Raw genomic sequence first — 15,020 nt, 5'->3', positions numbered from 1 at the left:
GGGGTGTGCCAGAGTCGCTGCACTACTTGAATGCGGCCGTGGCAAAGGCACTGGCCGGAGTCTTGGTCGTCACGATCGGTGATGCCAGGGTGGTCGGCGGCGTCAGCGTCCGCGTCTCGGCCGTCGTGGCGAACAGAACGTTTTCCTGGTCGTACTTCGACTGGTTGACGATTCTCGGCAACGACATCAACCCGTCGTGCACGAAGCCCGGTGCGAGCAGGTTGTAAACGAAGTACGGCATCCCCACGTCCATGTCCTGCATGAAGTCCACTTCGATCTCGCCCTTGCCCGCCGGCGTGAAGCGCCAGTTGTTGTTCATGTGAGTGACCCGATAGCAGCAGTCGTTGCGCGGCAGCTCGTCCGGCATGGCCGTGTACTGGATGAAAACGGATTGATCTTGCGAGTCCGGCGTGAACTGCGCCTTGAGCAGGAATTCCCGCGGCGCCATCGGATTCGGCAGGTTCACTCGATAGAAGTGCACGAAGCTGCGATCCTGCTGATCCCACGGCTGCACCGTCTGCTCGCTGACGCAGCCCGGATTCCATTGCGCACAGGACTTCAGATCCCGATCCATCATGCCGGCCACGATGCGATTCATCGTGGACTTCATCCGCATGGTCGCCTTGTACTTCATGAAGGTCGAGCCGGGCTCTTTCATCTCGTACACCCGCACGCCTTCCTTGTCGGAGACCATGCGCCACTGATCCGAGCCGGACATCTTCCAGGTGTAGTGCGCGCCGACCAGCAGCGCAGCGGCAAAGCAGCCGCCGTACAAGGCGACTTTCAAGAACTTCGACATGGGGGCTCTCCTTGAGAGATCGAAGACCAGCAGGACAAAGGAACGATCTGGTTCGGTCGCGGCGCGAACAATCGCGGCCGGTCGTTGACGCATCTACCGTGGGGGAATCGGGCAGGCTCCGCCCTTTCGATTCGCGTGCGTCACGCTATGAAGTGGAATCAAGATAACAAAGCGCGCCGCGGATGATGCCTGTTTGTTTTGTCAGGTCGCGCAGCGAAACAAACAAACGAAACGTTCACCGATCGCGAGCTGCGTCGTTCTTCGTTACATGCTTCGTGTACAGCTCGACGAATCGACGATACCTCGGCGTGTCCCACTTGAAGCCGTCCAGTTGCTCATCCAACTTGATCGCGTGCTGCATTTCCTTGGGCAGGAATCGATACTTCTTGCGCAGCTCAGCGGACAGCTGCGGCTGATCCAGATTCATGCCGACGCCGTACGGCGTGAGGTTTCCGTAGTGATGGGTCGAGTGCTGATTGATGTCCTGGAACTCTTTCGGGATGCGCGGATACACGCCGGGAATGAACTGGTGGCCGTCGATGTCGGACTTCACATCGATGCTGTAGAAGACGAACAGCAGCAGCGGGTTATAGAAGATCCCGGGACCGCCCAGCGTATATCGCGCGAATCCTTCCAGAAATCCGTTGCCGGACACGCCGATCAAGCCGCTCGGGATGGCATCGTGGTGCGGCCCGTGCAGATAGACGAACTCGAGCTCCGAGTTGTGGCCCAGCCAGTGGTCGCGATAGAACCAGCGATTGAGCACTTTCATGAAGCTGGCGTGAATCAGGAAGTTTGCGACCAGCGCGATCGGCAGGAACAGCAGCGAGTACTGGACGTGCGTGATGACGATGTACCACGGCGCGATCAGGATCACATGCGCCAGCAGGCCGGTGAAATACGCATGCACGATCTCCAGGACGACGCTGGGCTGCCGCTGGAGGGCGACTTTCCAGTTCGTCTGCAGCAGGAAGCCGCGGACATGTTCCTTCAGTCGCAGGTGTGAGATCAGGCTCGCGGTTCGAAAGACCGTCAACGCGACGAAGTGTGTGTAGAACAAGCCGATTGCAATTTTTTGCATCAGCTCCGTGTGGTGCGGCCACTGCGGCGTGAGATGGATCAGCACGTTTTCCAACAGCAGCAGCGCCGCGGCAAGGAAGTAAGGAACCGTCATGTTCCGCAGCTTGTAGACGAGCATGTAGAGGACGTCTTGCGGCCGCTTCACGATGACTGGTGTTCGCAGCTTCCAGCCGTGCCGGAGCAAGAACGTACCGATGAGGCACACACACAGCGCCAGGCCGATGATCGACATTACGCTCGGCAGTCCGTACACCAGGCTGAGCAGGCCACCGCACAGCGCAATCATCAAGACGTAGTCGATGAAGTCGTCGCGGCGGTAGGCCATCCTGGGGCTGTGCACCCCATAGAGCTGGTGAAACTTCGACGCATCGGCAGTGTTCATGTCCATGTTCCTTCCACGTCGGTGGAATCGAGCGAGCCGGTGGTGTCCCTAGCGACATCGCGAGCCAGCTCATAAGTGACGCCACGCATCTGAACGCTGACGTTGCCGTGCGGGTCGCACAGATCGATGTCCAATTGAACGTTCATTTGCTCGGTGTATTCGCCCTGCGAGTAGCGCACCCAGGCGAACATGCGCTCGCCGCAGGCGCCGAGAATGCGCAGTGACTCCAATGCCAGCGGCTGTGACGGTCGCTGTTCGCGAGGGATGAGACCGAACGCTGCCTGCAAGGCGCAATCCATGACGACGGGGTGCAGGACCAGCTCTGCCGTTGCCTTCGGCACACTGATCTGCGCAAGCAATTCCCGATCGCCCAGCGATATTTCCGTCACTGCCTGATACGCGGGACCGTAGTGAATGCCTGCGTCGACCAGACTGCTGTAGAAGCCGTTGGAGTGGCGCTTGCCCGTCTGCATTTGCGCTCGCAGACGAGCGATGTCGAGCTTAGTCGGTGGGGCCTCGGCGCTGAGCACCGACTGACCCTGGAGATGAACGGTGTCGCCCTCGTCCTGCTGGCTGTAGATCTCATAATCGAGCTGATCGTCGTCTCGAGCGAACAGCGCCACGTTGATCGAATCGTTCGCGAGAACGCCGGTAGTGTCCGCCCAGACGACGTTGAAGAGTTCCAGCCCGGTGCTCGATTGGGACGCCGTGGCATCCTGGATCGCCGCTCGAGCCATTTCCAAATACACCACCGGAGGCGGCGCGACCGGATGATCGATCAGGAAATCCTCTCCGCCGCTAAAGGTCGCGCTGTAACCCAAGTGGCGCACCCCCGAAACGTTTCGGTGCAGGAGCGGATGCAACCTGGTCTCGACCGAAAGCTTCGTCGGCGCATCGGTGCGCTCGCGCCAGTAGCGCTCCTTGGCGAACGGATACACCGGCAGGCTGATGCGCCTCGGCTTCGCATCCCCGTACAACTTGCCCCACTCAATGTCTGCGCCTTGAGTCCAGAGGTGCGCAAGGCGAGACAGATTTCGGTCCGCTACGGCTTCATCTACGCCGGTCGGCGCCGTTGTCCTTCCGTGACTCCGCTTGAACCGGCCCCGATGAGTTTCCTCGCCCGCCTCGCCTGCGACAAACGACTCGAGCCTGGCCGCGAGCTCATCGATCGAAGCGACCACGAGCGCCACCCGCTCTTCCATCGGCTCTCTGCCCACCTGCAGCGTGTAGGCCGTCGCGAGCAAGTCGAACGATTGATCTGGTAAGCGCAGCAGGTCGAGCAGATCGCACGCCTTGGTGCGCAACTGGTCAGAGGTTCTGGCAGACAGCGGAACAATGACTGCACCGGCTGCTGCATTCACCGCCGTTGCGTACTCGTGCTCCTGCACGATGATGTGAGCATTGGCTCCGCCGGCGCCAAATGACGAGATGCCGGCCGTGCGAGCGATCTCTTTGCTGACGCCGTCGACCTCGCGCCGTGGACGCTGCCACTCTTCCAGCGCCCGTTGAACTTTGAACGGCGTTCGCTCGAACTCGATTTCCGGGTTGGGCACATCGGCGTGCAGCGAGGGCACCAGCTGTTTGTGCTCCAGCTGCAGCAGCACCTTGGTCAAACCGGCGATGCCGGCCGCGGACTCGCAGTGGCCGATGTTCGACTTCAACGAGCCGATGGCGCAGAACTGCCTGTCACCCGGCGCTTGCTCGAACGCGCGCGTGAGACCGGCAATCTCGATCGGATCGCCGAGCGCCGTACCCGTGCCGTGCGCCTCGACATAGCTGATCTCGCTCGCGGCGATGTTTGCACGCCGAAGTGCTTTCGATATGACGGCGGATTGAGCCTGCGGATTCGGGACGGTGTAGCCGTTGGTCTTGCCGCCCGCATTCAGCGCACTGCCCTTGATGACGCCGTAGATGTGATCGCCGTCCCGCTCAGCCTTGCTCAATGGCTTGAGCACGATGGCTCCCACGCCTTCGGCATCGACGAACCCGTCCGCTTCATTTCCAAACGACTTGCACTCCTGCCCCGCCGACAACATCGTCAAGGCGGACAGCTCGAGGTAGTGCACCGGATCGATGATCAGGTTGACGCCGCCGGCGATGGCGCATTCGCTCAAGCCGCTATAGATACTTTCGAGGGCGAGGTGGATCGCTGTAAGGGACGCGGAGCAGGCGGTGTCCACGGCGAGCGACGGGCCCTGGAAATTCATCACGTAGGACACCCGGTTCGCGATCGAATAGTGCAGCGGCTGCGGCGTATACCGGGAGTTCATCACTCCGACGAACACGCCGACTTTGTCGATGTCGCCCAGGCTCGCGGGCGTGTATCCCGCATCTTCGATGGCGTGATAGCAGGACTCGAGGAACAGCCGTTCCTGAGGATCCATGGCCTTGGCTTCCCTGGGTGCAATCTTGAAGAACAACGGATCGAAGCCGTCGATGCGGTCGAGGAAGCCGCCCCACTTCGTATAGATCTTGCCCGCCTTGCCGCGCTCTGCGTCGAAGAATTCCTGCCAGTCCCAGCGGTCTTTGGGCACCTCGGTGACACAGTTACGGCCGTTCGCCAGGTTGTTCCAGAACGCGCTCAGGTTCGCCGATTGCGGATAGCGACCTGCGATGCCAATGATTGCGACATCGAACACCGTGGGAGTCGCGGCGGGCGTCGGTGTAGCCACTGTCGCGGCTTGCGGACGAATTCGTCGAGAGGGTCGGGAGACGCTACGCGTTTCGACGCTGACTTTGATCTCAGGAATCGCGCCCTCATCGCCGCCGATCAGCGCAATCAGCTCTTCCTTCTTGTTCTCGAGAATGAAATCGGCGAAGCAATCGATACTGCGCAGCTCGAAGAACAATGTGCTCGTCACGCCGGTGAACGCGCGTCGCAGCTGGCTGGTGACTCCGACAACGACGATGGAATCCAGGCCGTACTCGGCGAGTGGGCGGCTGGGCTCCAACTGCGACGGTTCCATGCGCAGCGCCTTTGCAACGACGCCTTGAAGATACGTCACTGCCTTATCGCGCAGGGACAGCCCTGTTCGAGGAACGTCAGCCAGGGTGCTGCCCGATGCCGGCGTCGCGTGCTTCGCCACCGTCGGACGCTTGCTCGATGCACCTGCGACCACCTGCGGCGCCTTGGATACTCGCTGCCGCACTCGGCCGTCGCTGCTCGCCACGATGATCTGCTGTCCGAACGCACGGGCCTGCTCGGCCGGCAGCGCGACGTTCTCGAATCCTTCTTCCTTCAGCACTCTGCCCCAGGTTTCTGGCGCCAGCCCAGGACTGCCGGGAATGCGCAGCGCAGCGTCTTCGTACAACCACCATCCGTCCAACAGCCCAAACGTCAGGTGGTTGAACAGCGACCACTCGGACATCTCGTTGAGCAGGATGATGCCGTGCTTCTTCAGTAATGCCTTGGCGTTGCGCATCGTCTCCCGGATATCTGCCGTCGCGTGCAATACGTTCGTCGCAATGACGAAGTCGTACTGATTCGCCGCCATCGCCTGTGACGACAGCGGCTTCGAGGCATCGAACAGCGCCGTGCGCAATGCCGGGAATCCAGGCCGGTAATGTTCCTCCGCATGGATCAGGAAGGCTTTGGAGAGATCGGTGTAGCAGTACTCCTCAATGGCACCATCGAACTCGCGCAGCAGCGGCAGCACCGCTTTGGTCGTTCCGCCCGTTCCCGCACCAATTTCCAAGACACGAATCTTGCTTGACGGCTCCGCCTGACGGCGCTGCCTGATGCACGCACACAGCGTTTGCGCCAGCGCCCCGTTGTAGTAGTCCGAGACTGCGTTGCCGGCGTACACACCAGAGACCAGGCGCAGCGAGGACTCTGGGAACATCACGTCCGCCGCCTTGCGCGTGCCGGAGAGAATTTCGGGCAGCGCCCGCAAGCAGACTTTGAGCAGTTCCAGATGAGGTCGCGTGCTCGGATTCTCTTGCCAAACCGCTTCGTTCGCAGCCCACGATGACCAGAGCTCCTCTACGTTAGCGTGCGACGTGCGCCCCTGACGCGCCAGATACTCGACACTCGCATCGAGCCATCGACCGAGCAGCGGATCAGTCATCCGCGCCCTCTCGAAGGATTGAAGACTCGCCGCGAGGATCTGTTCGGCCAGATCCATCACATCTTGCGCCAGCACGCTCTCGCTCAGCGCTGCGGGCGGCTCGCCCGAGCTGATCTGCTTTCGCAACGACGGCAGCACATTGGTGACGCCAGTCGAAGCGTAGCCGATAGTTTCAGGCTGGGTGATGCCTTCAACTGCACGCACATCGATGGCCTTCACCAGCGCCAGCTGGTTCACGTCCGAACTGACCAATGTTCTCAGCGCATCCATCGCTTCCGGGGCTTCGATGGAACCGAAGCCCATCTGCTGCATGCGACGGTTGTAGAACTCGGCCGCGACGATGCCGACGTTGCCCCAGAAGCCCCAGTTCATGATCTTGATCGGATAGCTGCGACGCCGTGCCAGGCTGTGCGCGAAGCTGTCCTTGAAAGTGCAACCCGCAGCGTAGTTGGACTGGCCGGGCGCCTTGGTGAACGAGATCAGCGACGAGAAGAACAACATGAAGTCCAGGTCCAGGCTGCCGAACACGGCGTCCATGTTGACGCTCACGTCGACCTTGGCGGCGAGGCTGCTCCTGAACGTCGCCTCGTCCATGCGCGACAGGCTTTGATCCTGCAGGACGATGGCGGAATGCACGACACCGTGAATCCTGGGATGGATTTCGCGGATCTGCTCGAACGTCGCTTGCAACGAATCCTGCCGGGTTGCGTCGGCGCTGAAATATCGTGGCGCAGGCCCGAGCTGGGCAAGCGTCTGCAGCTTGTCTTCAATCGCGGCGTCGAGCGGACGCCGGCCGATCCAGACCAACTGGGCCTGGTAGTGCTCGACCATGAAGCGGCTCCACACCTCGCCAATGCCGCCGGCGCCGCCGATCACGACATAAACACCGCCTTGCCGATACGCGGCCGGCGACTCCGGCAATGTGCCGACCCGCGCCAGTCCTTCTACGAGCCACTCTCCCTGCCGATGCGCCAGACAATCGCCCTGTTTGTTTGCTGGCGATGTCAGGCATTGTTCGGCGCTGACAAACTGCAAGTCGTCGACATCCAAAAGCTGCAGAGTCCACTCTGGATATTCCTTCGCCAGGCTGCCCACCAAGCCGGCGACCGCACCGTGGGTCGGCGCAATTCGATCAGTCTTCCTGACGTTCTGGGTGTGGCGTGTGATGAGCGTCCAGTGCAGGCTCCGCTCGGCTCGATTCGAATTCAGCAACGCCTTGGCGATTCGGAAGACCGTCAACACGCCCCGTTCCTGGCCGGCGACGATGTCGTCCTCGCCCTGCGCCGCCAGAACGTCCGGCGCAATCCACAGCAGATGCTCGAAGGCGCGAGGTTCGAGCAGCTCCTGCATGGTCTCGATGCTCGCATTCGCGGGCAGCTGCACGAACTCGGCTTGCGGATATGACTGTCGCAGCCAGGCAAGCGGAGCTTCATCCTCGCCCAACAACAGAATGTTGTTCGGCGAGTACCGACCCTCGCCGGCGTGCTGTGCGCGCACTCGGCTCCAGATCGGCGCCAGCGGATACAATAGCCCCTGGTTCTCTGCGTTACTCGCGAGCCCCGCATCCAGGGCACGAGAAGCGAAGCCGGACATCTCCACGCAGACGTTGCCCAAGCGATCGCACAGATCGACATCGAACTTGAGCTGATCCGAGCGACGCACCCATGCGTACATCTCGGACGTACACGGAGCGACGACGCGCAACGTGTCTAGCTCGAATGGCAGAAGCGGACCGCCCTCGGACTCTCCAATCAAGGCCAGACAGCCTTGCAAAGCGCTGTCCATCAGGCTGGGATGCAGCACATAGGAGTGACTCGTCGACTCGACGGCACCAGGCAGAGTCAGCTGCGCGAGCAATTGCCCCTCGCCGAGATGAATCCCCGTGATGGCTCGATGCGCCGGTCCATAGCTGATGCCGGACTGCGTGAAGCGGCCATAGAACTCCTCGACATTCAATTGTCCCAACCTCATCTCGGCTTTGAGCTGCGGGATATCGATGCCCGGCACCGTGTGCGCGTCCACCCATCGAGCCTGCCCCTGGCAATGAATCGCTTCAGCCCCGGCAGACTGGACTTCGAAATCGATCTCTGTCGGATCGCTTTCATTCAGATACAGAGCGATGCTGACTTCCGTCGACGAAGACACGGCAATCGGCTGCAACCAGGCCGTGTGCTGCAATTCCAGAATGCGTCCGCGGGCCTGCTTGGGGGACGCGAGCTCGACGGCCGCGCGCGCCATCTCCAGATAGGCGACGGCCGGCAGCACCTTGCTGCCTCGAACCTTGTGATCGCGCAGAAAGAATTCTCCGCCGCTGAAGACGGAGCTATAGCTTTGCCGATCGAGATTGGATGTATTCGTGTGCAGTAATGGATGAGCTGCAGGCGCAATCGAAGGTGCAGCTGGTGCGTCCCACGCCCGCACACCTTCTACGGCATCGATCCAGTAGCGCTCCGGGTTGAATGGATACGTCGGCAGCGCCATGCGTCGCGGCCGGGCCGACTCGTAGAGTTTGTCCCACTCTATATCCAATCCCTTGGCCCACAGCTCCAGCAGCTTGGAAAACTTGTGGCGCGCCAGCCAACGATCCAGCGTCGCCTGGAAATCCTCATCACCGCCGAACAGCCGCAAGGTTTCTTTGTTGCTCTTCGCCTGGCCCAGATAGATGTCCTCGATGTCCTGTTCGCCGGCAAGAAACGCTTGCAGCTTGTCGACCAAATGATCGGCCGAACTCACGAGCATGCCCAGGCGCGCTTCCATCGCCTCCCGTCCCACTTGCAGGGTGTAGGCCATGGAGCGTAGGTCGAATGCAGCTCGTTCGACTTGAACGAAAGCCAGCAAGTCCCGCGCTCTTTGTCTCAGCTGCTCCGAAGTGCGGGCAGACAGCAGGATGGCGTGCGGCTCGTGTGTGCTCGAAGACGTTGCAGTGACCGGGAACTCCTGCACGATGATGTGCGCATTAGAGCCGCCCGCACCAAAGGACGAAATTCCAGCAATGCGCGGGGCTTCCTTGCCGTCGTCGCTGCGGACCAACCACGGTGACAAGCTGCGATTGACCCGGAACGCGCTCTTGTCGAAATCGATATTTGGATTGAGCTGGCTCGCGTGCAGGCTCGGCGCGATGGACCGATGCTTCATCTGCAGCAGCACCTTGGTCAGCCCCGCGATGCCCGCGGCCGATTCCAGGTGGCCGATGTTGGATTTGGCCGAACCGATCGAGCAAGGCTTCGATGTGCCTGCAAACGTCTGCTGCAACCCAGAGATCTCGATCGGATCGCCCAGTTCGGTACCGGTGCCGTGGGCTTCGATATAGCTGATGTCGTCAGCTTTGATCCCGGCCTTTTCGATGGCGCGGCTGATCAGCTCGGCTTGCGCCCTCGGGCTCGGCACGGTGTAACCATTGGCCTTGCCGCCGTGATTGACATGCGTTGCCAGGATGATGCCGTGAATGCTGTCGTTGTCGCGCAGTGCGCTGGGCAAAGACTTCAGCAGCACGACGCCAACGCCCTCTCCGGGCACGTAGCCGTTGCCACCGGCGCCGAAGCTGCGACACAAACCGTCGCGAGACAACATCTGCTGCGAGCTCAACCAGGTATAGGTCGCGGGATGCAGATAAAGGTTGACGCCGCCCGCAAAGGCCAGTTCGCAGTCGCCGCAATTGATGTGCTCGCAAGCTTCGTGGATCGCCGTCAGGGACGACGAGCACATCGTATCGATCGGCAGGCTGGGGCCGGTGAGGTCCAGGAAGTAAGAAACGCGATTGGCGACGGAGCTGAACGAGGTGCGCGGGTAGAAGCCATCCTCGATGGAGGCTGCGGGCGTCGCGTACAGCTCGAAACCGGTCTTGGTGATGCCGGCAAAGACGCCGACCTTGCGCTGGAAGCGATGCTTCAGATCGTTGCGCGTGTAGCCAGCGTTCTCCATCGCTCGCCAGGCTTCCTGCAGGAACAAACGCTCCTGCGGATCCATGTTCAGCGCTTCGCGCGGCGAGATATTGAAGAACAGCGGCTCGAACTGCGCGAACTGCTCTATGAATCCGCCCCACTTGCTGTAGCTCTTGCCTTGCGCAATCGCCTGCTCCACGTCCGGAACATAGAAACCGTCGAGCGACCAGCGCTCCGGCGGGATCTCGCTAACGCAACTACGGCCACTCTCGAGGTTCTTCCAGAACTCGTCCAGCGTGGCGGCTTGCGGATAGATGCCGCTGATACCGATGATTGCGATGGGCTCTCTTCGGTAGGCGCTCGTCCCCGGAACCTTTGGTTTGATCGCCTCGACTCGGCGAGAGGGAGTCACCGTAGCGACCGCCCCCGAGGATGCCGTCGATCCCGTCCACGCGACGCAGCCTGCTGCGTGCATTTGAACGAGGTGCGCCGTGAGCTCTGCGAGTGTCCTGTACTCGAAGAACAGCGTTTTCGAGATAGCGCCGAAGACCTCGGCCAGCTTGCGATTCATCTGATTGATCAGGATCGAATCGATGCCATAGCTCGAGAATGGCTCGTCGGCATCCACCTTCGCCGCCGGCAGCTTGAGAGCTTCGCCGAACAGCTGCTTGATCCTCTTCAGAGTCGCTTCGCGCAACAGGTCTGCGCTTGTCGTTGCGGATGTCGTTGGAAGTGTGCTCGCCTGGATTTCGTTCGCACGCGCGAGCGTCTGCTGCAACATTTGTACGTCGCCTTCCAACACCATCGTGCGCGCATTTCTCGACAACAGGCTGTCGTGAAACGCACGCACTCCGATGGCGGTCTGCATGGGTTGAATGCCCGTGGCCTGGCGGAGCGTTTCTGCACTCTCCGCGTCCATCGTCATTCCGCCTTCCTGCCAAAGTGGCCAATGGATGGACAGCGTGCGGCCGTACCGCTGCCCGGCATCGACCTGACGATTTCGATACGCGGCGAACTGATCCATGAAGCCGTTGGCAGCCGCGTAATCCGCCTGCCCGACGTTGCCGAGGGCGCTGGTGAAAGACGAGAACAGCACCAGGAAGTCGAGCTGCAGGTCTTTGCTCGCTGCGTCCAGGTTGGACGTTCCGGTCACCTTGGGTTCGAGGACTCGTTTGAACTCCTCCGCGGTCTTTCTGAGGATGAAGCTGTCCGAGATCATGCCCGCGCAATGGATGATGCCGTCGATGCGCTGGTGCTGCTCCGTAATCGCTTCGATGACCGCTTGTGTCTGAGTCAGATCGGCCAGATCCAACTGCCGATACTCCGGCGCACGTGCGCCCGTCTCAACAGCCAGCCGCGCGAGTTCATCGAGACGCCGCTGCTGTTTATCCGTCAGCGCAGAACGGCCCGTCAGAACCACTCGGGCTTGGACGGCGTGGCGAAGGATTTCCTTCGCGAACACCCTGCCCAATCCGCCCAAGCCGCCGGTGATGAGGTAGACACCGTCGTGCTTGAAGGCCAGCAAGGACGAATCCGCCGCACCGACTTCCCGCCAACGTAGGACGTGCCTCTGCCCCTGCGAATACTTGACGAGCGTATCGCGAGATGAATCCTTCTCACGACGCAGTTGCGTGGCGAGCGCGTCGTGGTTGATCCCCGCTTCGGTGAGGATCATCTGCCCGATGAGGTTCGGATTTTCACGAGTGGCCGTGCTGAGCAGCCCGGACAAGCCGGCGAGCAGTGTTTCGCCGTGCTGTTGCGGGACGACGACCTGGAACAATACCCGACCGCGTGGTTTATCGGCGAGTATCCGTTTCACTTCCTCAAAGCACTTGAGGGCGTGGTCGACATAGCGCCCCTCGATCGACTCCGCACGACTTCGCAGATGTGAGCAGTAGTTCGACTGCGTCGACGTGCGAATCTTTTCCGCATCGACGTCTGGCAACTCACAGAGCAGAACTCGGTGTTCGCGGAATCCGACCTCGTGCGCGGCCGCCTGTGTCGATGCTGACTCCCAAACCGGAGTCACCAACAGATGACCTGATGCAGATGGGAGCTCCGCAGCCTCGTTTGTCTCGATCTCGGGGACGCTGATCCAGTGACTCTCTCTCGCGAACGAATAAGTGGGGACGCTGATGCGCCGTGGTTCGGCGGAGTACAGCTTTCGCCAGTCGACATCGGCCCCTGAAGTCCAGAAGGCGCCGAGCTGACCGAGATTCCGCTCGGCGAGTGCTCGCTCGACGAGATGCAGTCCCTCTTCCTCCTGCCACAAGCGACTGGCGCTTGGATCGCGCGAATTCACCTCATCCAGCCATGCATCGGCAGGACAGCTCGAATCGGCCAACCATTGTTGCAACTTCGCGCGAAGCTCCGCCGCGTCCCTGACTTTGATCGCGAGGCGCCGCTTCATGGCGGTGCGACCGGCCTGCCAGGTATAGATTGCGTCGCCAAAGCGCTCGCCAGGCTCGTTTGTTTCCAACCAATCGAAGATCTTTCTGGCGCAGGCGCGGAGTCGTGTTTCATCGGCGGCCGAGATCACGAACAGATGATCGACGCCGGCGACGCGAGCCGTATCCTGAGCTTCGGCCACGTATTCCTGCACGACACAGTGCGCGTTCGCGCCGCCGGATCCGAAGCTGCTTACGCCTGCCAGCCGCCGCTGGTTTGATTGCCAGCCCTGGTGGCGCTCGGCGACGTAAAAGGGACTGTCATCCAGAATGATTTTCGGATTGAGCTGGTCGAACGTCGGTTGCCCCGGCAGCTGCCGATGTTGCATCGACAGCACGACCTTCAAGACACCGGCGATGCCCGCGGCCGATTCCAGATGGCCGAGATTGCTCTTGAGCGAGCCAACTGCGCAGGTCTTGTCGGCGCTAACGCCGACCAGGCTGGAATACGCTGTTTGTATTCCCTGAACTTCAATAGGATCGCCGAGCGACGTGCCGGTCCCGTGAGCCTCGATGTAGCTCAGCTCGCGGGGCGAAATACCCGCGCTATTCCAAGCCGCAATCAACAGTTCGCTCTGCTTCTTCGGATCGGGAACCGTCAGCCCGCCGCTGAGACCGCCATGATTGACAGCACTGCCGCGGATGACCGCATGAATATTGTCGTGCGCCCGGATGGCCTCGCTCAAAGGCTTGAGCAGCAGCATCACGCCGCCTTCCGCACGCACATACCCATTCGCGCGTGCGTCGAACACTTTGCAGCGACCGTCGCGCGCCAGCATGCCGGCTTTGTGATACGCCACGCTCAGGTCTGGATGGCAGATGAAATTGACGCCGCCGACGAGCGCGCTGTCGCACTCGCCCGCATGCAGGGATTGAACGGCGGCATGGAGCGCCACCAATGAAGATGAGCACGCCGTGTCGATCAGCATGCTCGGGCCGGACAGGTCGAGGAAGTACGAGAGGCGATTGGCGATGATGGCCAACGAGCTGCCAGTGGCGTGGTGAGCTTCGGTCTCGACTCCCGCGGTCTGGATCAGTCGACTGTAATCGCAGTTACTCGCACCGACGAATACGCCGGTGCGCGTGCCACGCAGGTGCGCGGGCAACACACCGGCATCTTCCAGGCACGACCACGCGAGCTCGAGCAGAATGCGTTGCTGCGGATCGGTGATCTGCGCTTCCGTCGGCGATACGCGGAAGAACGATGCGTCGAAGGCGTCACCATCCGCCAAGTAACCGCCCTGATCGATTCCCGGGTACTTTGCGGCCGAGGGCCAGTTCCCTCTCCTCTTCGGATATGAGCCGATCATGCACTCCGCGGCAGCCAGCACCTCCCACAAATCATCAGGCGTTTCGATGCCGCCGGGCAGCCGACACGACATGCCGACGATCGCGATGCCCTTGGATTGTTTCGAGGCTGGCCGTGAAGCTTGCTTCTCTGGGGCCGCTTTCGCGTCCGTAGAGAAATACGCAACGACCTTGTCGACGCAGTTGTGCTCGAAGAAAAAGCCAGGGCGAAGCGTGCAGCCGAACTGCCGCTGCATTTGCAACTGGAGTTGCAACAGGTCGGCCGAGGTCAGGCCCATCTCCATCAACGGGCGAGTCGAGTCGAAACCTTGCTCGTCGCCGATGATCCGCGCGACTTCGGCGCGCACGAAGCGCTCGACCTCTTTCCGGTCGAACGTAATCGCTGTATCCGATTGCTTTGTCGATGACCGGACCTGCCGGCGTCGGATATCGTAGGACACCAGCACGCCATTGTGCTGATTGGCCACGTCCTCAGGCCGGTAGTTCGCGATCGATCCAACGACGGTCGCACCATGCGAGCAATGCAGGGCCAGCACCGGATCCTGCTGACCGTCCTGCCGATGGATGTAGTCATCGAACGAGAGCCCGTGGGTCGAGTCGAACCGCTTGCACAACGTGACCCCGACCACTCGGTCGACGCCGTCCATCGAACCGCATCGCTGCAGCGCGAACTCCAGCAGCTGATCGCCCAGACTCAAATTCTGGACCGCGGGATCGACGTTCAGCGCCAGCAGTTGGACGATCGAGCCCGACGCGTCGTGCAGCTCATGCACGTCGGCCGCGCTCCGGCTCGCCAAAGCGGCAACATCTCTGATTCGCTGGCTATAAACGGCGCCGAGAACCTGGCCGGATTTCTCCAGTACGAACTGGCCCTCGGGATATCGCTGCACGCGCGCTAGCAGCTGCTGCTGCGAGGTGCGTGTGTGCTGCCAGCACAGCTCTTCGAGTTGAACCAGGCGAGGCAGGTCGCTTTCGGCAGCTGGCCGAACGATATAGCCCCGCTCGCTCAACTCCGCAGCCGCGGCGACGACGTGCAAGTCATCCATTGTCGAGGAT

Annotated in this window: 3 protein-coding genes; all 3 read right to left on the bottom strand. The window is 61.2% G+C overall.

Translation table 11 applies throughout. The features are described from left to right. Positions 1-22: 22 nt before the first annotated feature. The 3 genes from EK373_RS17875 to EK373_RS17865 all read right to left on the bottom strand — a co-directional run bounded on the left by EK373_RS17875 (position 23) and on the right by EK373_RS17865 (position 15,010). On the bottom strand, positions 23-799 hold the full coding sequence (locus EK373_RS17875) for an START domain-containing protein (protein WP_157994403.1): 777 nt from the start codon (positions 797-799) through the stop codon (positions 23-25). Between the two features lie 235 nt (positions 800-1,034). Then, positions 1,035-2,261: a hypothetical protein gene (locus EK373_RS17870; RefSeq protein ID WP_129645081.1), complete on the bottom strand. Its 1,227-nt coding sequence runs from the start codon at positions 2,259-2,261 to the stop codon at positions 1,035-1,037. Next, the gene (locus tag EK373_RS17865) at positions 2,258-15,010 is read right to left on the bottom strand and encodes an SDR family NAD(P)-dependent oxidoreductase (RefSeq protein ID WP_129645080.1); all 12,753 of its coding nucleotides are present in this window, start codon (positions 15,008-15,010) and stop codon (positions 2,258-2,260) included. Before EK373_RS17865 ends, EK373_RS17870 begins: the two co-directional genes overlap by 4 nt. Positions 15,011-15,020 lie beyond the last annotated feature (10 nt).

The sequence above is a fragment of the Peristeroidobacter agariperforans genome (assembly GCF_004138335.1).
GTDB classification, from domain to species: Bacteria; Pseudomonadota; Gammaproteobacteria; order Steroidobacterales; family Steroidobacteraceae; genus Steroidobacter; species Steroidobacter agariperforans.
This window is presented reverse-complemented; position numbering and strand designations above follow the sequence as displayed.